Genomic DNA, 23056 nt, shown 5'->3' on the forward strand with positions numbered 1-23056 from the left:
GGATTATGCTCTAGCTCTGCCCGCTCGCGTCGTCATCCGCACTTAGTGCGCGAGCCTTATTTTCAGCTTCGATCCTTTCCAAACCTTCCGGCTGAGCCACATCAATCAAAACCCCTATTTCTTTAAAGTTATTCCTCTGTTGGCTAAGTCTCTTTCCGGCCTCTTTGGTTATTCTTACCTCTGGGTGAGTTAAAAGCAAGATATTGGCTTGGAACGTTGGGCTTCTACTTAAGTGGGCCGCATGATTGTCAATCATGTCAGCAGAAACTGTTTTTCCACTTTTCACATCAATTCTAACTTGAAGTATTCCGTCCTCAGCGGCATTATCCAGAAACCCTAGGTTTTCTGGTTTGGTTGTGGTCATTGTGGCGAGAAGTTCTTTTACTTCATCAACACGTCCTCTTACGTCAATGTCATGCCCGCCGTCTGGACAATTGGTGATTGACGGTCTTGTAACTTCTAAAGTTGCGGTGTGTTCAGCACGCGTAGATAGCGCGGAAAGACATCTGTGTTCTGCTTTTCTCGCAATGTCGGCAGTCGTTGTATTCGAGGTAGGGCCGTTAACTGAGGTATTCTCGACCGCAGCATTCTCTGAAGCCTCACCAATTTTAGCCAAACACATTTCTATCACCCTACTTTCAGAACTGCATTAGGCTCGTTGATGTAATTTGTCTGCATTTCACTAAAAATATCAATGAGGCTGATCAAAACTCGAAACCGTACAATGGCTACCGACGTCTGATCTAAACCGTTCTGATTAGAAGAGCCAGTAAATACAGCAAGATCGGAAGTTTTCAGCCTAGGAGATGGCTCATGCGCTCCTGGATTTCGCAATAGATACTAATACTCGATTAAAATATCAAAAAGATTTCGGAGATAGTTGATAATTTTAGGAATATCATCCCTCGCAAAGAAGTCTATTTCAAAAAAATCTTCTTTGGTGTCATCGTAATAAACCTTGCATTTCTGAGAGGGAAATTTTTCCCTAATAGCATCCAGCATTGATAGGGGAATTTCCTCACACCTGACAGTGCGCATTTCCTCCTCGACCAGATCATCATTATTACGCTGATAAATCACCAGATTTAAGCTTGTCGACATTTATATTCCTTGTCCGCCAGTCAACTGAATAGCGCTTACAGAGTGTATATCCGAGATTACCAGGTTGCTAAAATAAAAAATCGTTCTCAGGCGCGAAAGCGCTTCCTACGGCGTGTCGTCAGTTATCCCCTGAGTGTTGTAATTTCCGGCGTCCTGTGCTGACTGTTTTCCTGGTTTTTGGTGAGACAGACGGATGCGTCGCTACGGTTTGCGTGATGACCAGTGGGAGCGAATAAAAGATCTTCTCCCCGGTCGGGAAGGTCATGTCGGCGGCACGGCTGCGGACAACAGCTTGTTCGCGGAAGCCGTGCTGTATCGCTACCGCGCCGGCATCCCGTGGCGTGATCTTCCTGCCCGTTTTGAGGACTGGAAAAACGGGCACAGACGTCTGCGCCGCTGGTGTGAAAGTGGTGTGATCGAAAAGATTTTTCGTCATCTGGCGGCAGATCACGATAATGAATACATGATGATCGACAGCACGATTGTCCGGGCGCATCAGCATAGTGCCGGAACTCTCAAAAAAGGGGCACGGATCAGGCAATCGGACGATCACGAGGCGAGTTGACGACAAAGATCCACGCCATCTGTGACGTCCTCGGGAACCCGGTGAAACTCGCCCTCACACCGGGACAGGATGCGGATATCAGCCAGGCGGAACCGACGCTCGAAAACATCGATCCGAACGCCTTCAGAGGTGGTCCCCATTTTTCGGACAGGGCGATAAGCTATCATCTGGCCTGAACGAGGACGGGTTTTATGGGCAAGGTTACGCGGAAACGGTATGCGGCAGAGTTCAAGTCACGGGTTGCGCTGGAGGCGATCCGTGGGGAACTGACGCTGGCGGAACTGGCTTCGAAACATGGCGTGCATCAGACGATGATCGCCCAATGGAAGCGCCAGGCGATCGAAGGCATGGCAAGCCTTTTTTCTGGTAAGTCAGTAACGGAACCTTCAGTCAGCCCTGCTGATGTAGAGAAACTGCACGCCAAGATCGGCCAGTTGCTGGTGGAACGGGATTTTTTGCGGGATGCCTCTGCTCGGTTGGGCGTGATCAGAGGCGGCAGATGATTGACCCGAAAAGAGCATGCCTGCCGATAATCCGGCAATGCACGCTGCTGCAACTCAACCGGTCGGGCGTCTACTATCGGCCTGTGCCACAGAGCGAAGCCAATCTGGAGCTGATGCGGCTGATCGACGCCCAGTTCCTGGAAACGCCGTATTATGGCTCACGGCAGATGACATGGCATCTGCGCCGCCAGGGACATGAAGTGGGCCGCAAGCGGGTCCGGCGGCTCATGGCGATCATGGGCCTGCGGGCGATCTACCAGAAGCCGCGCACGACCGTGCCCCATCCGGAGCATCGGAAATATCCATATCTGCTACGGGATCTGGTCATCAATCGGCCTGACCAGGTCTGGTGTTCCGATATCACATATATTCCCATGAAACGGGGATTTCTCTATCTCGTGGCGATCATGGACTGGTTCACGCGCAAGGTCCTGTCCTGGCGTCTGTCGAACACGATGGACGTGGAGTTCTGTATCGAGGCGCTACAGGATGCCCTCATGCGCTATGGCGCCCCGGACATTTTCAATACTGACCAGGGGTCGCAATTTACGACACCCCGTTTCAGCGGGATACTGGAAGAGCGTCAGATCCGCATCAGCATGGATGGGCGCGGTCGCTGGCTGGACAACGTGTTCATCGAGCGTCTGTGGCGGTCGCTGAAATACGAATGCGTCTACCTGTACGCGTTCGAGACCGGATCAGAGCTGAGGGCCGGGCTTGGCAGATGGATCGCCCATTATAACGAAAGGCGTCCGCATACGGCACTGGCTGGACGAACGCCCGATGAGGAGAGGTGGTCCCCATTTTTCGGACAGGGCGATAAGCTATCATCTGGCCTGAACGAGGACGGGTTTTATGGGCAAGGTTACGCGGAAGAGGTATGCGGCAGAGTTCAAGTCACGGGTTGCGCTGGAGGCGATCCGTGGGGAACTGACGCTGGCGGAACTGGCTTCGAAACATGGGGTACATCAGACGATGATCGCCCAGTGGAAACGGCAGGCGATCGAGGGGATGGCGGCGACCTTTTCCGGGAAGACGGTGGCTGAGCCCCCGGTCAGCCCAGCTGACGTGGAGAAACTGCACGCGAAGATAGGCGAACTTCTCGTGGAACGGGATTTTTTACGCGATGCCTCTGCTCGGTTGGGCGTGATCAGAGGCGGCAGATGATTGACCCGAAGAGAGCATGCCTGCCGATAATCCGGCAATGCACGCTGCTGCAACTCAACCGGTCGGGCGTCTACTATCGGCCTGTGCCACAGAGCGAAGCCAATCTGGAGCTGATGCGGCTGATCGACGCCCAGTTCCTGGAAACGCCGTATTATGGCTCACGGCAGATGACATGGCATCTGCGCCGCCAGGGACATGAAGTGGGCCGCAAGCGGGTCCGGCGGCTCATGGCGATCATGGGCCTGCGGGCGATCTACCAGAAGCCGCGCACGACCGTGCCCCATCCGGAGCATCGGAAATATCCATATCTGCTACGGGATCTGGTCATCAATCGGCCTGACCAGGTCTGGTGTTCCGATATCACATATATTCCCATGAAACGGGGATTTCTCTATCTCGTGGCGATCATGGACTGGTTCACGCGCAAGGTCCTGTCCTGGCGTCTGTCGAACACGATGGACGTGGAGTTCTGTATCGAGGCGCTACAGGATGCCCTCATGCGCTATGGCGCCCCGGACATTTTCAATACTGACCAGGGGTCGCAATTTACGACACCCCGTTTCAGCGGGATACTGGAAGAGCGTCAGATCCGCATCAGCATGGATGGGCGCGGTCGCTGGCTGGACAACGTGTTCATCGAGCGTCTGTGGCGGTCGCTGAAATACGAATGCGTCTACCTGTACGCGTTCGAGACCGGATCAGAGCTGAGGGCCGGGCTTGGCAGATGGATCGCCCATTATAACGAAAGGCGTCCGCATACGGCGCTGGCTGGACGAACGCCCGATGAGGCGTATCATGACGTGCCGACGCCATCTGGTCCGGGGTTAACCCCGGACCAGATGGCCAACAGCAACGCCGTCAGAAGGGCGGCATAACAACAACCGGGTATAGCTTATCAAGCCCGCAAAACTGTCCGAACGGACGGGACCACCTCATTCCTAGCCGACAGGGCCTATGACGCAGACAGGTTGATCGACCGACTGACAGAGCGCGGGATGACCGTGGTCATCCCGCCAAAACGCAACAGAACGACACAACGAGAAACAGACTTCGCTCTTTATAGGGAGCGAAACCTTATCGAGAGCTTCTTCAATAAACTCAAACAGTTCCGCGCTATCGCAACCCGCTATGACAAACTAAAATCGACCTTTCTCGCAGCCGTTCAATTCGCCTCAATCATCATCCTGCTTAACTGACGACACGCCGTAGTATTTTAACTTCCAAGTCTTTGGTTTGGAGTTCATTAATCAGGCTTAAAACCTTAATGGCGTTACGTCCGTTCATCCTGCTAGGTGTCTAAAAGCGGTCAGGCCGCTCTCCCCCCCATAGCGTCTCATAGATTAGCGAGCAGATCCCCACCATTTAGTTCAAGTATTCCGTCGCCCAGTCGGGTCTTTAGGGCCTCGAAACGTCTGCGTAGCGCCGGAAGATGCCGCGACGCTGGCCCCTTTTCAGTTGTAGACTCCAAGATAACTGGGTCACCCAAGACGACTTTAAGTTGGCGTTCTTCGAGGTCTTGAATGAGGCACGGGCGTCTTACTATAGCTGTAAAGGTTGAATCGCCAGCTTCCAGCCAGACGAAATAGGCTACGTTGCGGATCGTAATGTCCTGCGGTGGGAGCTTCTCGAACTCCAAGGTGATTGTGAAATCACCGTCTGAAAGGGCGCCAACAAAATTCGTAACGATGTCAGATTGGAATCCAAGATCATCTAGAGAAAAAATAGGTTTTTTACTGTTGAATACAAGATCATTGAGGCAAGTAAGCACCTTGTCAAACCAGTTGATCCAGTTGTTTCTGATCGGCTTACAATTCATTTCATCCGTGATCAGGACTTCCTTTCCGCTGATATCAAGCGCAATCGATACGGGACCGAGCAGGAGGACAGCATTAAGCGACAAAAGGTTATAATGCTCGGCAAGTGTCCTACGTGAAGTAGTCGACATGTCGTAGTTAAGCGTCATCTCTGAATGTCCTTGGATGACGGCTGATATTCCGTTCGACGTGAAGGTGGCACGGGATCGGTCGAATGGAAGACCAGGCAGATTGAATGATCGAAACTGTCCTTCAAAAGCGGCACTACGTCCGTTTGTTCCTTTCACACGAATGCATGCTGACCGTGGAGAAGTTTTAAATTTAAAGGAGAGAGGTTTTCCATCGAAGATCGGCGTACGTGCTGGAATTCCACAACGCTTATCGTTAAAGCACGCGCGTTCGACTTCAAAGCTTGCGGGCAATCCAGCTGCGTGGTCGATGAACGGCTGAATCTGACTTAGGGCAAGAGTGAATGTGCCACTAACCGACGATTTCTCATAACCAAGTGTCGCGTTCAGTTTCGCTTTCTGGACTGCATAGTCTGTACCGGAGCCAGACGACTGGAGGCGGAGCGCCTCGATCGGGTCAGATGCACGGTCTTTGGGGCGAAAGGTAATTGGTATTCGGATTTTGTGTGTATTAAAAATACTATCTCGGTCAGCCTCACGAGATTTTCTGAGGGTTAGCGTCATGAGTTCTTCATCAAATTCTCGAACGTAATATTCGATCAATCCGGTGTCTTTTTTACGGTGCATAAGAAGGATAAAACAGGGGTCTGGTTCCCGGCAGAACCTGAGTGCATTAGATAGTTTCAACTCTATGCGCGGACTTCCGCCTGTTTTTGACTTGATCTGTACACGACAGGTTATACTACCACGCTGGCGGTCAAGCGGCACATCAGGTTTAACAGGCTCGTCAAACTCTACGATGTAATCCCAGCCCGCACGATCTTGCGTTGACTTATTGCGAATCACGTTTTGGGCGTCGCATAGAACGGCGAATTGGCTCTCTGCCCAGTCGGGCAAATTTTTGATGGCGCGTAAGGACATTGGTTCTCTAATTAGAATTTTACTCTATTATGCGCGAGGCAAGGTACAATTCAATATGGCGAAGCATCAGACAACTATGTCGTCAGAGCAGCAGCATCCTTTTCGTGACCTCATTTTTCTGGAATTGCAAGACGTTCCAGCAGCAAGCCTCAGAACTCGCATTAGTGACCGGTCTTTATTTTACCACTTGATTGCAGACCGTCTGCTTTCCCCCTGATCTGCCTGTCTGCTTAGTGATGCAGGAGCAGACAGGCCGCAGTCGCCTCATTTCGGACATACATGCCAACGCACAGCTTTCCGTACAGCGGACATAAGCAGCCCGGCGTATTTTGGCCAACAACGGTAATTACGCATCTGGTGCAGAACGCCGGGCTGATCCAGCATGAGTAGCCCGTTTGCACAGTGAAGCTGTTCGCCCGACGGCACGCTGGCTCTCCGCGACATCAAAGTGTAGAAAGTGAACATTTGGACTGGCGAAGACGACCGATCAGTGGGTACGCTCGCTCGTAGTATTGGCACAGGCGGGAGAAGGCGACTTTGGCCGGCAACTCGGCATTCTTGAAAGCGGAACCGACTCTGGCGTGGCTTGGCCAGTTCGAGCCGGAGGACCAGCCGGTCGCTATCGCTTTGTTGCGGGCGATGACCTTAGTCTCGCGTGATGCGTTCGCGGAAGGACTACGGGCGCTACTACTGTCCCGGTTGGCAAAGGGAAACGGGCCGATTGGCGTTTATGTCGAGCGCGAGCTCCGCCATCGGCACGGCATCCCGTTTCGTCTCTTCAAAGAATCCAAGACGAAAGTACGTCGGGCGCACGGTGTTGGGCCACCTCCCGTCCAACCAACCCAAGCTTATGACGCGGATGTCGGCAGCGAAGGCTTAGTGGCGCAGATGGTCTCTGAGGTCTGCCGAGCCCATTCTCAGCAAGTGTTCAATCATCCCGGTCCCGACGCCATTCGCAAGTATCGCATCCGGCGCTTCGTTCTCGTCACGGACTTCATCGGGTCCGGTAAGCGGGCGCGCACTTACCTGCAGGCGGCTTGGCGGGTTCGGTCGGTCCGAAGTTGGTGGTCCGGACGCGCGACTAAGGGGCTTTCGTTCGAGGTGGTCGCTTATGCTGCAACGCAGACTGGGCGCGCGGTCGTCGAGCTCCACCCTTCGCGTCCCAAGGTTCACGTCGTCATGGGCTGTCCAACCCTCGGCACCGAATTCTCTAACGGCGATGCGTACAAACTCTGCGTGAAGTATTCGCCCGTTCCCTCAAGTGTGATGCCGCCGACCGGCTACGCCCACGGCGGCGCCCTGATCGCGTTCGCCCACGGTGTCCCGAACAACGCGCCTCTAATCTTGCACAAGCGCGGGTATGGCTGGGCCCCGCTGTTCCCCGCGCGGGTCACGTCAGCGACCCGGCAGCATTTTTCTACGGCGCAAGACGCAGAGACGGTCCGAATGCACCTTGTCCAAATGCGCCAGGCCCGGCTCGCCGAAGCCGGTCAGGTCGCTGGCGCTAAACCCCACGCCCAGAACTTGTTGATGGCTCTCGCAGCCTTGAGTCGGCCGCCGCGTGAAGCCGAAGCGATCTCCCGAAAAACCGGTCTGACAATGATCGAGGTCGAGGCAGCTTTAAAAGCCGCATTGAAGAACGACTTGATCGACGGTCAGTATCGCCTGACCGACCTAGGCCACGCGCAACTCAAGCAGGCGCGTAAGGCGCCTGCTGACAACCCACTTTCCGTCGAAGCGCCGCCGTTCTACTATCCGTCCTCGTTGAGGGCGCCGCAGGGACTTTCTAGTTGATGCCGGTCGAGAGGCCGGCGCCGGGCCGAAAGCCTTCGGGCTTGACGTCCATGGGCCGCAGACTCTGCGTGTCTACGGAAAAGCGGGCGCTTGAAGCTAAGGCAGATCGCGAAGTGCCGCCTTCGGCGGTTCGCGGTGATGTCTTGCTCCACTCCGCGATCTGTCTCACCCCTTGGGTGTCAAAGTAGATGGTCGGGTGGCGCCCTCAACTCTATGCGCGAGAAGGTCGAACGCGGAGCGTCGATGCCACTGTCTTGGCAAATGCGCTGGCAACGGCGTCCCAGCTAAAAATCCCCTCGTTGCCGCCGGTGTTCACCTTAGCCCACCTAGCCCAACAGGCAGGAGTCGACTACGGCGTGTTGCGGCGGGTAGCCCAGCGCTCACCGAACGAGGGGTATCGAGTTTTCCGCATTCGGAAACGCCCGGCCTACACAGGTGAGCGACGCTACCGACAAATCGCGGTTCCTTCGCCCCAGTTGATGAAGGTGCAGCGCTGGATCACGCAGGCAATCCTTAGCAAGGCGGCAGCCCATTCGGCGAGCGTGGCCTTTTCGAAGGGCGATAAGCTAGCCGACGCGGCCGCACCTCACTGCGGCTGTAAATGGCTGATCAAGATGGATGTTCGGAATTTCTTTGAGTCTATCAACGAAATCGCCGCTTACCGCGTGTTCCGCTCTCTCGGCTATCAGCCTTTGGTATCGCTGGAGATGGCGCGGATCAGCACGCGGCTTGCTGGCTGGAGCCCGCGGCGGGCAACTAATCGCTGGCGCGTGGAGGATTGGCGGCACATGGAGCGGCGCTGGTCAGAAATCGAGGCCTATCAAGCCTACCGGGACGATTCTGGGCCGCTCCTTGGTCATCTGCCCCAAGGAGCCCCCACGAGCCCAATGCTTGCTAACTTGGCCATGCGGGAGTTTGACGCCCAGGCAGCAGCGATCGCCGAACAGAACGGCATGATCTATACGCGCTATGCTGACGACCTATCTTTCTCGACCGATCAGCCCATTACGAAGGCTGACTGCAGGAGGCTCATTGGGACGATCTACAATCTGATGGGCACAATCGGCCTCTCGCCAAACGTCACGAAGACTCGCGTTTCACCCCCGGGCGCGCGGAAAATCGTCCTCGGCCTCCTTGTCGATGGGAAGAAGCCGAGACTCAGCCGCGAGTTTCGAGCGTTGATGCGGCAGCATCTGCACTACCTCATGAAGGATGGCGTCGGCCCGGTGCGGCACGCTAGAGCGAGGGGGTTTGTCTCCGTTGCAGGGTTTCGGAACCACCTGCGCGGTCTTGCTACCTATGCGCGGCAGATCGACGTCGTCTACGGCGATGGATTGCTGCGTGAGCTAGACAAGGTATCTTGGCCGGTTTGATCCGAACCTAAGTCCGCCGACCAGCCGTTCGATCCAATTGAAGGCGAATTAGTGTTTTAAGGTTGCTTGACTTCGACCACGACCGGCTGGGATGGGCAGCCGTCACACGCAGGTGAATGAACGGCAGGACACGTTGGCTCGGCGCTCCAAAGTAGCCTGACCGCTCCCCCCAACCAGCCTGTCTGTTCAGGAGAACCGGAATAGACAGGCGGCGGTCGCCCTCATGACGGACACAAGAAGCATCATGCTAAATTCGGAAAAGCGGACGTAAGTGTCTGTATCTGCCAATCAGAAAAAAGCTGAAGATCACCGCCAGTGAGGGTGGTAAAGATAAGAGCCGGGCGGCCTAGATACCTGCACCGGCTCTATATTACTCCTAACCCTTCCCGAACTCCGATTCCTCGCTGTCGAGTACCGCCATCTGCTTCGGATCGTAACGTTCCCCGGCCGCAGCTCCTTTGGGAACAGCCTGCTCGATAGCCGCCAGATCGTCGGGCGTCAGCGCAAGATCAAGCGCACCCAGCGCCTCGGAGAGCCGATCGCGCCGGCGGGCTCCTACAAGTGGTACGATATCGTTACCCTGTGCGGCCACCCAGGCGATTGCCAGCTGGGCCACGCTTGCGCCCTTGGTGGCTGCAATTTCGCGCAATGTCTCCACAAGGGCCAGATTGCGCTCGACATTGCCTTCCTGAAAGCGGGGACTACGAATCCGAAAGTCCCCTAGCCCCTTAGCCCCTTGCCAGTGCCCGCTGATTAGACCACGCGCGAGCACGCCATAGGCTGTTATGCCGATGCCAAGTTCACGACAGGCAGGAAGAATTTTGTCCTCGATGCCACGTGAAATCAGCGAATATTCAATTTGAAGGTCGCTGATCGGGTGGACGGAAGCCGCGCGCCGGATGGTTTCCGGGCCAACTTCCGAAAGACCGATATACCGGACATAACCCGCCTGAACCATCTCGGCGATGGCGCCAATCGTATCCTCGATAGGCACAGCCGGGTCCAGCCGTGCAGGCCGGTAGATGTCGACATGATCAAGCCCGAGCCGTTGCAGGGTATAGGCCAGGAAGTTTTTCATGGCAGCAGGCCGTGCGTCGTAGGAGCCCCAGTTGCCGCCCGGATCCCGCATCGCACCAAACTTGACGCTGACGAGGAATCTGTCGCGAGGAATATCCCTGATCGCCTCACCGATCAGCATCTCGTTATGGCCCATGCCATAGAAATCGCCGGTGTCGAGAAGCGTGATCCCGGCGTCCAGCGCGGCATGGATGGTAGCGATGCTTTCTTTCCGATCAGCCGGACCATACATGCCGGACATGCTCATACACCCAAGACCGATTTCGGATACCTGAGGGCCGCTCTTACCAAGTTGCCGCAATTTCATACTTAAGAAAAATCCCTGTTTCCTAAAGCAGAACCCTACCACACGGGTTATCTTTCGATAACCTTTCTTCCGTGCAGCTTTTCGTCCTTTGGAACGGAACGAATTTTCTGTTTGATGGAACAAGCGGACAGGCGATATTCGCCTACTTCTCGGACGTCAATGTGCAGCCGGGGGCTTCTCCGAGGCGGACACGGCTCAAAGCTTGCAGGAATTGGTAACCGTCAATCCCGGGGCGGTTCAGTCCTTTAAGCCTAAAATGACGGGTGGCCTGTGCCGCAAGTGGCCTAAAGGCACAGAGCCAGACGTGCTTGTCATTCGATCAACCTGCCGACCAACAATATCAAACTGGCAGACCCTGGTTATGATCGAGGGACAATCGGTGGAGGAGGTCAATTCGAGTTCATTGGACGAATTCATCGTCGCCGAAGTCTGGGTGGGCACGCTTCAGTTCATTGTCAGCGCAGGCTCTGTGTCAGCGCCTCCTTGACGCTTAGGTATAGTGCAGATCTGAACGCCTCGTCTTGGTTGTGAAGCTTGTAGAGTTCCAACTCCTCTTTCCGGCGTTTTAGCATGACTTCTTTCATAATTTTTTCAAATGCCAAGTTACGGCTGTAGGGATCAGAATTTTCATCAAATTTCTTTTCGAAATCGGGGTGGGCCTGAACACTTTCAACGATGTTCAGAAACTTGATCCGTTGTTCTTCCGGGGTGGCGCTCCAGCCTTGGAACCAACGTTCGTTGAAGCTGCGGATGATCTCTTCCAACGGGTCTTCCTGCACCGCTCCTTCGCGATAGCCGCGGGGGGTGGGGTTCTGTGGATCTAGCTCTGCTTCTGAAGTGTCCAGGCCGATGGTCTGGTTTAGTTTTGTCCGCTCTAGCCCATATGACGAAAGGTCAACGGCCTCGAGCAGGTCATCCAACGCATCCTGATTCGGGTCCTTGATGTTTAGCTTCGGGATCAGGAACTTCAGGAACCAGAAGAGCTTCTCCCAAGCCTCCACTTCGAACGGCATGATTGCAGCCATCTGGCCGTAGATCTTCACGAACTGCTTCGCTTTGATCTTGAAGTCGATCTTCTCCGGGTCTTCCAGTTCCAGGCCGGTGTTGAAACGTTCGGCAGCCACGTCAATCGGGGGGCTGAGTTTCTCGGAATCTTCGCCGTCAAAGAACCTTTTGCAGAATTCCTCTACCTCTGACCATTCGTAGACGCCGACATCATCCAAAGATGCTTTCAGCTCGTGTAAGACGTTCACGTCCGTCGCCTCGGATAGGGTCGTCACCGTGAAGAACGGGTCGAAGGCAGCCTTGATGTCCTCGATCGAGTTGAAGAAGTCGAGAACGAACAGATCCTCGGTCCGTTTGCCTAGCTTGGGGGAGGACCGGTTCAAACGGGACAGGGCCTGGACTGCCAGAACCGACTGCAGCTTTTTGTCGACGTACATCGTACAGAGCTTCGGCTGGTCGAAACCGGTGAGATACTTGTTTGCGACGATCAGCAGGCGGAATGCATCCTTGTCAAACTCGCTGCGGGTCTTGTCCTCAGATACGTCATTCATCTCGGTCTCGGTGTACTTGACCCCATCGACCTCTTTCTCGCCCGAGAAGGCGATTAGCGCCTTGAACGGGTTACCGCGTTTGGCAAGTTCTGCCTGTACGGCCTTGTAGTAGCGGATCGCCACCTCGATATTTTGGGTTACGATCATCCCTTTGCCTTTGCCGCGCAGTTTCTTGGGGTTGACCACCTTGTCGATGAAATTCTCGACCATGATCTCGGCCTTGGTGTTGATCGTCTGCTGGCTCCGCTCGACATAGGCGCGCAGCTTCTTCTGCGCCTTGGATGTGTCGAACAGGGGATTGTCCTCAATGGACTTCTGGATCTCGTAATAGCCCTTGTAGGTCGTGTAATTCGCCAACACGTCGAGGATGAATCCCTCCTCGATCGCCTGCTTCATGCTGTACAGGTGGAACGGGCGGAAGCGGCCGTCCGGCTGCTGCTCACCGAACTTCTCTAGGGTGATCGGCTTCGGCGTCGCGGTGAAGGCAAAGTAGGACGCATTGCCGCGCATCTTGCGGGCCTGCATGGCCGCCAGGATCTTGTCCTGCACGTCATCTTCGTCTGGGTCGCCGCCCATTGCCTGATTCATCTTGTCACTGGCGATGCCGCTCTGGCCGCTGTGCGCCTCGTCGATGATCACTGCGAAACGCTTGTCGCCTAAATCCTCTATATCGTCGATGATGAAGGGGAACTTCTGGATGGTCGTGATGATGATCTTCTTGCCGTTCTCCAGCGCTGCTTTCAGGTCCGAGGACTTCAGCGCCGGGGCCACGATATTCTTGACCTCGGAGAAATCCTTGATGTTGTCGCGCAACTGCTTGTCCAACAGGCGGCGGTCGGTCACGACGATCACGCTGTCGAACAGCGGGGCGTCCAGCGCCCTGACGCCGGGCAGGCCTAGCTTCGCCGGATAGGTCTCGATCAGCTGGTAGGCGGCCCAGGTGATGCTGTTGGATTTTCCCGAGCCGGCAGAGTGTTGGATCAGGTATTTATGCCCTACGCCCGTCTGAGCGGTGTGGGACAGCAGCTTTCGGACCACATTCAGCTGGTGATATCGCGGGAAGATCAGCGTCTTCTTCGCCAACGGGTCGGTCTTCTTGCCCTCCAGCAGGACGAAATGCTGGATGATCCCGGCAAGGCTCTGCGGTTGCAGAACCTCTTCCCACAGGTAGGCCGTCTTGTGGCCATTCGGGTTCGGCGGGTTGCCCGCGCCCTCGTTATGCCCCTTGTTGAACGGCAGGAAGAAGGTCGAGGCGCCCTTCAGCTTCGTTGCCATCCACACCTCGTCGGTGTCGGCGGTCATGTGGACCAGCACGCGACCAAAGCGCAGCAGGGTCTGGTTTGCATCACGCTCACGGTACTGCTTCTGGCCGTGGTAGCGGGCGGTCTGGTGGGTCCAGGCGTTCTTCAGCTCCAGCGTCACCAGCGGCAGCCCGTTGAGAAACAGCACCATGTCCACCGATTCATTCGAGTTGGCGGTGCTGTGATGGACCTGCCGAGTCACGCTCCAGATATTGGCGGCGAAGTTGTCGTGGACCTTTTGCGCCGAACTGGCCAGCGGAGCGGGATACATCAGGTGGAAATGCGCGTTGTCGACGGGCAGGCCCTTTTTCAGGACGTGCAGCAGGCCCTTGGACTTGATCAGCTTGTCGAGCTGGCCGGTGATCTTGGCCTGCCAGTCGGCGGGGTTGTGCTGCTTGAGCTTGTCGAGGTCTTTGGATTGGGTGGCTTCGAGGAACTCCCAGAACTTCGCACGGTCGAGCGCGAGGGTCGCGTCGAAATCAGCGGGCTGGCCGATGCGGAAAGGGCCAGAGGCGATGGCCCCGACGGCCAGCTCTTCGGAGCTCGCGCCGCAAAGCCGTCTCTCGATGGCCTGTTCGAGGGCGATTTCCTTGGTGTTGCTGACCGCGACATTCATGGCGTTGCTTTCAAATGAGTTTCTACCCCGCCACATCGAGGGGCCGGGCGTTTACAATACCTTGATCTTTCCAGTCACCGCCGCGTTGATCAAGCTCGTCTTGTATTCCCGCAATGCGGTGATTTGGGATTTCTTCAGCTCGATTGCGCCATCCAGATCTTTGGTCTTGCCTTCCAGCCAAGTTGCAATCCGGGCCTGTTCATCTGGGGGAGGCGCAAAGACGGGTAGGTTCTTCAATAACTCTTGGCCGAGGGAAGCCCGGGTCACGATGTTAACTTCGTGGGCGAAGAACACCCGAACGTAATCAGAGCGGAATAGGAAGCGCGCATATTCGGGAACGATCCTGCCAGCCTTAGGGCGAAAACGGATGAGAAAGCCGGAAAATGTTGCCTTGGGAATATCAGACGTCGCGGCCGATGCGATGCCGATCTCCGATGCAACCTCCGATGTTCTCGTAAAGAAGATATCACCAGCTCGCACTGAATACAGGGTTTGAGCTCGGCTGTCTGATTTCGCGAGACCAGATGCATTTTGTGGCAATACCTCGTTATTGAAGACGTCACCGTAGGTTATGAATGGGTGTCCAGAGCCAAAATACTCAGCCGCTTCGCTAATCCCGTTTTGGAAGCCTCCCATGTCGCGCAGCTTCAGGATCTCCCAATGCGCAGGGATCTGGCCGATCCAGTCGATGCCGCTGTCCTTCATGGGGGCGTTGGGGTTCAGGCCGCGGGTGACGGCCTCTTGGATCAGGATCTGCCTGCGCTCGGCCAAGAGCCTGATCTGCTCCTCCTTGATCCGCACCGCCTCGTCAATCATCGCGCATTTCCCATCCAGAAACGCTGCAATGGCGCGTTGTTCAGGGAGGGGTGGGAGCGGCGTCTTGAAGGCCGCAAACGTGTCCTTCGGGATAGTGTTGCGTAGGCCCTTGTAGAGGCTGCGAAGCTTCTTGTTGGTATCTGCGTGCAGGTAGAAATAGTAGAGAAAGCCGGAATCCGCATCCCCCGTCGGTTCATAGACCGTATAGGCGCCAGTGATCATCCCATGGTGTGTTGAGAGGCCGACCGTCCTCGGGGTTTCTTCGACGTCGAAATGACAGAAAACGAAGTCGCCCGGACGGACTTCTTGATAGGTGTCGAACTCCGCCGGAAATTTGCCCTCCGGGTTTTCCATGTCCCGCTTGATGATGCCGCGCAGCGTCAACGAAAGCAGGTCATACTCTGACGACCGTTTGCCGACCTGCGTTTTCCGAAGCCGGAACAAGTGCTTGTTGGCAACCTGCTCCCAAGTCGCGGGAATCTCGCCGACCCAGTCGATTCCGCTTACCTTGTATGCATCGTAGGTTTGCTGTGCCGCGATGGTCATTCCGCCGGCTCCAGCTTGGTCGCGACCTCGACACCAAGGATATCGGCAATCAGCCCGTCGGCTTTTTCTTCCAAGGCCAAAATGTCCTGCGTCACTTCTTCAAGGCTGCGCAGTGGCTTGTGGCGGTAGAAGTACTTGTTGAAGCTGATCTCGTAGCCGATCTTCACGCTATCAAGGTTGATCCAGGCCTCATTCACATGCGGCTTCACCTCTGCCAGGAAGTAGCGGTGGATGTCGTCTTTTAGGGCCACGCTTTCGGCATCGCGCAGCTCTGCGGTGCTCTCATAGGTCAGGTAGCTGCCGTCCCTCTGCCGGTACCAGCCGAAATCGGCCAGATCCTCCGCCGCACAGCCCAGATGCGTGGTCAGCTCCTCAACCTCTGCGCCGGTCAACTTGTGCTTCTTGGAGATGACCTTTTGCGCGGTTTCGTCGTACCAGCTGACGGCGTTCAGGATGGCGTTCTTCTCGGTCACGCCCAGCTTGATCTTACGCGTCTTGATCGCGGCGTTGACCGCCTTGCGGAAGGCGTTGAAGTCGTCGGTCTCCTCAAGGCCCACATCGCCCATGATCTGGGTCGCCGTGGCCAGCAGGTCGCGCAGCTTGACCCAGTAATTGGTGTCGAGCAGCTTGGCCTTCGCCTTGGCGTTCAGGGTTAGTCCTGCTTCCTCTACCCAAGCGGAGATCGCCTTGGTCTGTTCCTTCAGAAAGCCCGGCTGATAGACCTGATCCCCGTGTTCGTCGTAGAGCCATTCCATGGGCTCGCGCAGGGACTTGTCAAAGCGCAGGGGGGCGAGGCGTTCGGCGCTGAAACCCGCGCGGCGGCGGTCCGGGCGTTCGATGGTGACTTTGTGATAGCCGAAATCCGCGTTGTCGAAGACTTGCACGGCGATGCCCTCCGGATCTCCCGCCGCGTCGATCTGGCGCTCGACAGGGGCGAAGTTCAGGAAGGCCTCGGTGATCTGCTGGATATGTTCGTCCGAGAACTCGCAGTTCTTGTCGCCAAGGTTCTTGCGCAGCTTGCGGAACATGAGGTTGGCGTCAATCAGTTGGACCCGCCCGCGCCGTGCCTCGGGCTTGGCGTTAGACAGGAGCCAGATGTAGGTGGTGATACCGGTGTTATAGAACAGGTTGTTGGGCAGCTGGATGATGGTATCCAGCATATCATTTTCGATGATAAAGCGGCGGATGTTGGATTCCCCGCTGCCCGCATCCCCAGTGAACAGGCTGGAGCCGTTGTGGACCGACGCGATGCGCGAGCCCAGCGGGCTGGCGCTGGTGGGTTTCATTTTGCTGATCATCTCCATCAGGAACAGCAGCTGGCCATCCGATGAGCGCGGGGTGGCATCCATCGTTTCGACATTGCCCCAGTAGTCGGCCAGCTCGACCTGAAAACGGGGATCAATGACGTCCTTGCCGTCTTTGATGTACTTCACCTCGCTGTTCCAGCTTTTGCCATAGGGCGGGTTGGACAGCATGAAATCGAAGCGGTTGGCGGAGAATTCATCGGTGGAGAGGGTGGAGCCCACGCGGATGTTTTCAGGGTTATTGCCCTTGATCATCATGTCGGATTTGCAGATCGCGTAGGTTTCGTCGTTGATCTCTTTGCCATAGAGGTAAACGTCCCCGTGGGCATGGAAAGGGCCATCTGCGTCCGTGATATAGTTCTGAGCCTCGGTCAGCATGCCGCCCGACCCGCAAGCCGGATCGTAAATCGTCAGGATCCGGGGCAGACGGTCCTTTACCGGGTCGAAAAGCAGGTGCGTCATGAGGTGGATCACCTCGCGCGGGGTGAAGTGTTCCCCTGCCTCTTCGTTGTTCTCTTCGTTGAACTTACGGATCAGTTCCTCAAAGACGTATCCCATACCCAGGTTAGAGAGGCCCGGAAGCGTGTTGCCTTCCGGATCCTCAATGTCATTCGGGGTCAGGTTGACCCAGGGGGAGACGAATTTCTCAATGACGTCCAGAAGCACCTGCTTCTCCGCCATATGGCGCATCTGTTCGAACAGGTTGAAGCGACCGATGATCTCTTTGACGTTGTCACTGAATCCGTCGAGGTAATCCTCAATATTGGCTAGGAGGATCTGCTGGTTGTTGGTGGCGGTGTTGTACAGCTTCTTTAAGGTCCAGTGGCTGGTGTTGAAGAAGACGTAACCAGAGGCATCCTTGAGCGGCTCATCGTCCAACTCCGTCGCGCCAATGTCTTCTTTTTGGTACCGGACCTCTTCCAGAACGGCGTCCTTGGTCGGCTCGAGCAACGTGTCAAGGCGGCGCAGCACAACCATCGGCAGGATCACATCGCGATACTTGCCCCGTACGTACACATCGCGGAGGCAATCGTCGGCAATGCGCCAGATGAAAGAAACAAGGCTGCTGTGAGACGTCTGGTTCAATGTGGGCCTCAAAAGTTGATGCGAGGGCAATAGCCCTTCAACGACTACTCTTAAGGACTTGATTCTGCAATCAGCCTTGGGATGGGCTCTGTTGTCAGCTGCTCCGTCTGTTGGGCGTAAAAGAAACCCCACTTAACTTCACGTGGCCAGGGGACGAAGTCGAGGACTGAACTGCACCGAGATCGGCGGTCATGTCTGCTTCCAAGCGCTCGCGACGCGAAGCGGACAGACCGGTTTCCCCCCATTGCAGTCGTGATTTCCGGTAGATGACGGGGACGCCGTGTTCCGGAACGAGGGGCTAGGTGTCTCTGGGATTGGATGGGATCCCGCGTGGGAAGTGGTGATCAGAGGAAGAGGGCGGCTTCGCCTTTGGTGCCGAATAACTGGCATCAGAGGAGAGTTTTCCATGACCACCATCCTATCCCCTGCGTCCCGTGATGCCGCGTCCAGCGGCTTCCGGATCGACCCCTCCCGTGGCACCCGCAGCGCCCGCGTATCGTCCGAATGGTTCTCGCGTCCTGATGACGAGCGCTACCTGTCCCTGTCTGACCTGCATGCCGCGACGCTGGCGCGCGCGGATCGGGCCACGGCCCGCACGGTGGAAAGCCGCGCCATTCGCGTGGAGGCCGCGCGCGACAATGCCGAGCGCCTGACCCTGACTGTGCCGGGACAGAATGACTCGGTTGCGCCCACGCACTGGTCGTTTGGCCAGATGTGCAGCCTGGTCGGCGCGCCATCGTCATACCTGCGCAATCTTCCCGCACCACTAGCGGCGATCAACCTGCAGCACGGCCTGCTGTCGCACCGCGCCGAACTGGTGAAAACACTGGAGACCGAAGACGGTCGGGTGGAACTGCGCGCCGTGACCGGCCCCGATTACGGCCGCATCTGGGACCACGAACTGGTCGGTGCGGTGCGCAAGATCGCCGGAGATGGCACGGGTGACACCAACTGGAAGGTGCCCGGTGTCATCGACTGGGCGACCATGACCCATAATCCCTATGTTGACATCACCAGGGAAACCACGACGCTCTACGCATCGGATCGCGATGTGTTCTTGTTCCTCGTGGACGATACACACCCGATCGAGGCCGGACGCCTGCCCAATGGTGACCCCGACCTCTACTTCCGGGGCTTCTATGCCTGGAATTCGGAAGTCGGCAGCAAGAGCCTTGGCATTGCGTCATTCTATCTGCGCGGAGTGTGTCAAAACAGGGTGCTCTGGGGCGTGGAAAATTTCGAACAGATCACGATCCGGCATAGCAAGTTCGCCGCCTCGCGTTTCGTGTATCAGGCCACACCCGCGTTGCGGAATTTCGCCACGGCCAGCCCGGCCTCGTTCGTCTCTGGCATTCAGGCCTCGCGCAAGGCGCTGGTGGCGAAGAATGACGAGGATCGTGAAAGTTTCCTGCGTCGTCGTGGGTTCTCCAAACCGGAAACCACCAAAATCATCGAAACCGTGCTGAACGAGGAAGGTCGCAAGCCCGAGAGCGTGTTCGATTTCGTGCAGGGCATTACCGCACTGGCGCGGACGAAGGCCAATCAGGATACGCGGCTGGATCTGGAGGAGAAGGCCCGCAGGCTGATGGAGCGTGCTTCCTGAAAGCCGCTTTTCCGTTTTTCCGCAAAAACGTTTTACGAGCCCGGCCCCTGCGCCGGGCTTTTTCGTTTCGGGAGTTTTTCCGATGGCTGATTTCTTCACGCATTTTTCCTGCGTGCTCGACGTGGGCACAGTGGACAATGCGGCAAAGGCGCTCGATCTCTACAATGAATTCACGGACGAACTGGCGGCGGAAGACCCGCCCTCTGACGGTTTCATTCTGTCGATCGTGCCCGAATATGGCGGCACGAAACTCTGGATGCACGATGAGACGACCGGCGATCCGCAGCAGGTGGTGGAATTCGTGCTGCGCTGTGCGCGAACATTCCGGTTGCGCGGCCGATGGGGGTTCCAGTGGGCCAATAGCTGTTCACGTCCCCGGATCGCCGCCTTCAGTGGCGGCGCGCATCTGCTTGACCTTGGCCGGCGCAAGACGATTTCCTAGATGACCACCGATCGCTGGCTGGCGATCGCCCTGGACGGAGGCGATCCCGATACAGGAGGGGAAGGCGATGGCCGGGCATGATGCAGGCGATCTGGCCCGTCGTCTGGCGGAGAATGCGGAGGCGGTGTGCCAGCGGTATCTTTCCGCCGGTTGCCGTCATGGTAATTACTGGCTGGTCGGCGACGTGCGCAATACCCCCGGCCGGTCGCTGTTCGTCCGGCTGCGCGACACCGCCAATGGCAGGGCCGGAAAATGGACCGATGCACAGTCGGGCGAACATGGCGACCTGCTCGACGTGATCCGCGAAAGCCTCGGCCTGGTGGATTTCCGCGACGTGGCCGATGAGGCGCGTGCCTTCCTCAGCCTGCCGCGTCCCGATGCGATACCATCGTCACAGGACCGGTCTGCCCGTGAGCGTGGTTCCGCCAGTTCTTCCGAAGCGGCGCGACGGCTTTGGGCCATGTCCGGGCCGATCGCGGGGACATCCGTAGAAGCGTATCTCCGCAGACGCGACATGACGCTTTTGCACGGAACCGGCGCCCTGCGCTTCCATCCGCATTGCTATTATCGCCCGGACGAGGACGGTCCGACCGAGACCTGGCCCGCGATGATCGCCGCCGTCACTGACCTCGACGGCACTCTGACCGGTGTGCATCGCACCTGGCTGGCGGCGGATGGGCGCGGCAAGGCGCCGGTCGATCATCCGCGCCGCGCCCTGGGCGGTCTGCTCGGCCACGCCGTGCGCTTCGGGGTGGCATCCGACGTGCTGGCCGCCGGGGAAGGCATCGAGACGGTGCTGTCGCTGCGGCAGGTTCTGCCCGATCTACCGCTGGCCGCCTGCCTGTCCTCGGCGCATCTCGCCGCCCTGATCTTTCCGTCACTGCTGCGCCGTCTCTACGTCCTGCGCGATGATGATCCGGCCGGGGATCAGGCGCTGGCGACGCTGCACGCCCGCGCGGATGACGCCGGGATCGAGGTGATCGGGCTGTCGCCACGGCTGGGCGATTTCAACGATGACCTCAGGGCCTTTGGGCGCAGTGCGCTGCGGGCGATCCTGCATCCGCAACTCGCACCAGCGGACGTAGCACGCTTTCTGGAGGCCGCCGGCACCTGAGCGGGACGGAAAGAGGGGCGGGCGGTTTCCGTTTTCGTCAGGCGGACCTGTTGTGCCTCCCGTCCGGCAGGTCCGCGCCTCGGCCTTTCGAGTGGGGAGCGGGCGTCAGCCGGGTCGGGCCTTCAATGGCGGGGACTGGCTATTTTCCGTCGCGCCCCTGTGGGGGCGCTTTACATCGCGAAGCAAAATAGCCGGCTCCCTGCCATCCTTCGCTGCGCTGCGGCCGCGCGCGAGCGCGCGGTTCCGGCCCGTCCCTGGTCTGCCGCTATCCGCCCCCGGAAAGGGCGCGAAGGGCGCGGCCGGAGACCTGGGAGGACCGCAACATGACCCGCACCGATGATTTTGAACCGCCGCACGCCGCTTCCTCCACCGCCCATGTGCTGGCTGAGCTCCAGATGTATGGCTACCGTCCCTTCGAGGACGAGCCGGACCCGAGACCGCTGCCCGAAGCGCCGCGCATCGGGGGTGCTGTGGCCGACATCTTCGACGCCATCGCCGCGACGCTGACCGACACACGGTTGGAACCCGACCTTGAAGCGCTGCTCTGGTCTGCCGTGAACATCTTCCACCGCATGGTTGGCCAGGTTGAACGCGAGCTTGACCGCAACGAGCAGGCGCAGAAGCGCAGCCAACAGGAACAGGACGGCAGCGAGATCCGCTCGGTGGAACTGGAGCGGCTGATCGCCGAAGGGCTGAGCCTAATCGAGCGCCGCAACGCCTACGAGATATTCCGCGACGAGGCGCAGGAACAGTTCGAACGCCTGACCCTGAGCGCGTGGCGGCCGAAGACCGGCTCGCTGGTGTCTCGCCGCACCATGACGGCCTCCATGATCGACAGCCGCGATTTCCTCAACGCCCGACGCCGCGCCGAGGGTGAGTTGCTGGTCCCGCCCGGCCCCAAGGTGGTCGTGACCGGGGGCCCGGACTTCGACGACCATATCCTGATCTGGGACCGGCTCGACAGGGGCCGGGCCAAGCATCCCGACATGGTGCTGCTCCACGGTGGCTCGCCCAAAGGTGCAGAATTCATTGCCTCACGCTGGGCCGATCACCGCGAGATCGTGCAGATCGCCTTCAGGCCGAACTGGACGAAGCATGCCAAGGCAGCGCCCTTCCGCCGTAACGATGCGCTGCTCGACACCATGCCGATCGGCGTCATCGTCTTTCCCGGAACCGGCATTCAGGAGAACCTCGCCGACAAGGCGAAGCGTCTCGGTATCCCGGTCCTTCGGTTCGGCGGCGGCGCGTGAGCGCCGTCTTGTCGGTTCCTATGACAGTCGGGGGTAGAATTTTTCACTTTGCATGAGCTGGTATGCGCGGTTCATTTGCAGGCCACGCCAGAAACCTAATATAGCGAGGACAAGATAAGAAATAACTAAAAATGCACCAATAGCCTGACTTTTATGTTGGATGAAAATGGCAAAAGCCATCACCGGAAAATAGGAAAAAGCAGATATCCCATAAGATAAATTACTTTGGACGTAGAAATATTTCGCACTTTTCTTTCGAGGACTCTCGATGATGTTTTTTTCTACATTTAGTCGCACCAGGTGTCGCACGGCTCTCATGTCTCGTAGCATGACGAGAGGATTGCTACGTGCAAAAGCGAATTCAATTTCAGGTATTGGATAAAAGCTACTCAACGCATCTCCGACCGCAATGTACAGCGCGTATCTGTTGGCTGTATTTTTGCACGGGTCTTGAGAAAAAAGAGCAAAGATTCTTTCTGTCTTTGACTTTGATATGTGAAGAAATCCAAATCGTATTTTATAAATAAACTTAAAAAAATTAGCGGCTGCAATAGATATTGGAGCAATGTATTTTATAAAATATCCTATAATGTCCGAAGTGGTAAGCATTTTTTCACTCCAATTGTCGTCTTGGTGAGGTGGTCCATTTTGAATTCCTTAAAGGAATTCTGT

The 23056-nt window shown here is 57.0% G+C and carries 14 protein-coding genes and 4 pseudogenes; 10 read left to right on the forward strand and 8 right to left on the reverse strand.

What is annotated here, in order from left to right; translation table 11 throughout:
* Positions 1-10: 10 nt before the first annotated feature.
* Together S101446_RS17530 and S101446_RS00680 are read right to left on the reverse strand one after the other, a co-directional pair.
* Positions 11-616, reverse strand: a complete 606-nt coding sequence (locus tag S101446_RS17530) for a hypothetical protein (RefSeq protein WP_208620534.1) — start codon at positions 614-616, stop codon at positions 11-13.
* Positions 617-840: 224 nt separating this feature from the next.
* Positions 841-1101: a hypothetical protein gene (locus S101446_RS00680; protein WP_087607259.1), complete on the reverse strand. Its 261-nt coding sequence runs from the start codon at positions 1099-1101 to the stop codon at positions 841-843.
* Positions 1102-1294: 193 nt separating this feature from the next.
* Between S101446_RS00680 and S101446_RS00685 the strand changes: the two are divergent.
* The 4 genes and pseudogenes from S101446_RS00685 to S101446_RS00710 all read left to right on the forward strand — a co-directional run.
* A pseudogene (locus S101446_RS00685) lies at positions 1295-1788 on the forward strand (IS5 family transposase); the annotation flags it as partial.
* 69 nt (positions 1789-1857) lie between these two features.
* Positions 1858-2957: pseudogene (locus S101446_RS17535) on the forward strand (IS3 family transposase); the annotation flags it as partial.
* Between the two features lie 67 nt (positions 2958-3024).
* A protein-coding gene (locus S101446_RS00705; RefSeq protein ID WP_118963845.1) for an IS3 family transposase occupies positions 3025-4211 on the forward strand; the annotation gives its coding sequence in 2 pieces (ribosomal slippage) (positions 3025-3283 and positions 3283-4211; 1188 coding nt in all).
* 57 nt (positions 4212-4268) lie between these two features.
* A pseudogene (locus S101446_RS00710) lies at positions 4269-4532 on the forward strand (transposase); the annotation flags it as partial.
* A gap of 137 nt (positions 4533-4669) precedes the next feature.
* Here the strand turns inward: S101446_RS00710 and S101446_RS17540 are convergent.
* A complete protein-coding gene (locus S101446_RS17540; protein WP_157684786.1) occupies positions 4670-6199 on the reverse strand; it encodes a hypothetical protein in 1530 nt (509 codons plus the stop codon).
* A gap of 537 nt (positions 6200-6736) precedes the next feature.
* Between S101446_RS17540 and S101446_RS00720 the strand changes: the two genes are divergently transcribed.
* Together S101446_RS00720 and S101446_RS00725 are read left to right on the forward strand one after the other, a co-directional pair.
* Entirely contained in the window at positions 6737-7993 is a 1257-nt protein-coding gene (locus tag S101446_RS00720; protein ID WP_087607263.1) for a phosphoribosyltransferase-like protein, read from the forward strand.
* A gap of 254 nt (positions 7994-8247) precedes the next feature.
* On the forward strand, positions 8248-9366 hold the full coding sequence (locus S101446_RS00725) for a reverse transcriptase family protein (RefSeq protein ID WP_157684787.1): 1119 nt from the start codon (positions 8248-8250) through the stop codon (positions 9364-9366).
* Positions 9367-9742: 376 nt separating this feature from the next.
* Here the strand turns inward: S101446_RS00725 and S101446_RS00730 are convergent, their stop codons facing one another.
* The 4 genes from S101446_RS00730 to S101446_RS00745 all read right to left on the reverse strand — a co-directional run bounded on the left by S101446_RS00730 (position 9743) and on the right by S101446_RS00745 (position 17975).
* Positions 9743-10750, reverse strand: a complete 1008-nt coding sequence (locus S101446_RS00730) for an aldo/keto reductase (RefSeq protein ID WP_087607265.1) — start codon at positions 10748-10750, stop codon at positions 9743-9745.
* Positions 10751-11205: 455 nt separating this feature from the next.
* Positions 11206-14223, reverse strand: a complete 3018-nt coding sequence (locus S101446_RS00735; protein ID WP_087607266.1) for a type I restriction endonuclease subunit R — start codon at positions 14221-14223, stop codon at positions 11206-11208.
* Positions 14224-14274: 51 nt separating this feature from the next.
* Positions 14275-15585, reverse strand: a complete 1311-nt coding sequence (locus tag S101446_RS00740; protein WP_087607267.1) for a restriction endonuclease subunit S — start codon at positions 15583-15585, stop codon at positions 14275-14277.
* Positions 15582-17975, reverse strand: coding sequence for a type I restriction-modification system subunit M (locus tag S101446_RS00745; protein ID WP_087607268.1), 2394 nt, complete (start codon positions 17973-17975; stop codon positions 15582-15584). Before S101446_RS00745 ends, S101446_RS00740 begins: the two co-directional genes overlap by 4 nt.
* 406 nt (positions 17976-18381) lie before the next feature.
* On the opposite strand from S101446_RS00745, the gene S101446_RS00750 reads away from it, so the two are divergent.
* The 4 genes and pseudogenes from S101446_RS00750 (at position 18382) to S101446_RS00765 (ending at position 22384) form a co-directional block, all read left to right on the forward strand.
* Positions 18382-19578, forward strand: a complete 1197-nt coding sequence (locus tag S101446_RS00750; protein ID WP_087607269.1) for a DUF932 domain-containing protein — start codon at positions 18382-18384, stop codon at positions 19576-19578.
* An 82-nt stretch (positions 19579-19660) separates the two neighbouring features.
* A pseudogene (locus tag S101446_RS00755) lies at positions 19661-20101 on the forward strand (hypothetical protein).
* On the forward strand, positions 20088-21134 hold the full coding sequence (locus S101446_RS00760; protein WP_087607270.1) for a DUF7146 domain-containing protein: 1047 nt from the start codon (positions 20088-20090) through the stop codon (positions 21132-21134). The pseudogene S101446_RS00755 and the gene S101446_RS00760 overlap by 14 nt, the downstream one beginning before the upstream one ends.
* A 323-nt stretch (positions 21135-21457) precedes the next feature.
* Entirely contained in the window at positions 21458-22384 is a 927-nt protein-coding gene (locus S101446_RS00765; RefSeq protein WP_087607271.1) for a DUF2493 domain-containing protein, read from the forward strand.
* Between the two features lie 18 nt (positions 22385-22402).
* Here the strand turns inward: S101446_RS00765 and S101446_RS17545 are convergent, their stop codons facing one another.
* A complete protein-coding gene (locus tag S101446_RS17545) occupies positions 22403-22993 on the reverse strand; it encodes a hypothetical protein (RefSeq protein WP_157684788.1) in 591 nt (196 codons plus the stop codon).
* Between the last annotated feature and the right edge of the window lie 63 nt (positions 22994-23056).

This window comes from Komagataeibacter europaeus (assembly GCF_002173515.1).
In the GTDB taxonomy this organism is placed as follows: domain Bacteria; phylum Pseudomonadota; class Alphaproteobacteria; order Acetobacterales; family Acetobacteraceae; genus Komagataeibacter; species Komagataeibacter europaeus.

Coding starts and splice junctions, on each gene's coding strand:
- S101446_RS00680 (WP_087607259.1), bottom strand. CDS start 1,101: ATGTCGACAAGCTTAAATCTGGTGATTTATCAGCGTAATAATGATGAT.
- S101446_RS00735 (WP_087607266.1), bottom strand. CDS start 14,223: ATGAATGTCGCGGTCAGCAACACCAAGGAAATCGCCCTCGAACAGGCC.
- S101446_RS17540 (WP_157684786.1), bottom strand. CDS start 6,199: ATGTCCTTACGCGCCATCAAAAATTTGCCCGACTGGGCAGAGAGCCAA.
- S101446_RS00750 (WP_087607269.1), top strand. CDS start 18,382: ATGACCACCATCCTATCCCCTGCGTCCCGTGATGCCGCGTCCAGCGGC.
- S101446_RS17545 (WP_157684788.1), bottom strand. CDS start 22,993: ATGCTTACCACTTCGGACATTATAGGATATTTTATAAAATACATTGCT.
- S101446_RS00730 (WP_087607265.1), bottom strand. CDS start 10,750: ATGAAATTGCGGCAACTTGGTAAGAGCGGCCCTCAGGTATCCGAAATC.
- S101446_RS00765 (WP_087607271.1), top strand. CDS start 21,458: ATGACCCGCACCGATGATTTTGAACCGCCGCACGCCGCTTCCTCCACC.
- S101446_RS00760 (WP_087607270.1), top strand. CDS start 20,088: ATGGCCGGGCATGATGCAGGCGATCTGGCCCGTCGTCTGGCGGAGAAT.
- S101446_RS00740 (WP_087607267.1), bottom strand. CDS start 15,585: ATGACCATCGCGGCACAGCAAACCTACGATGCATACAAGGTAAGCGGA.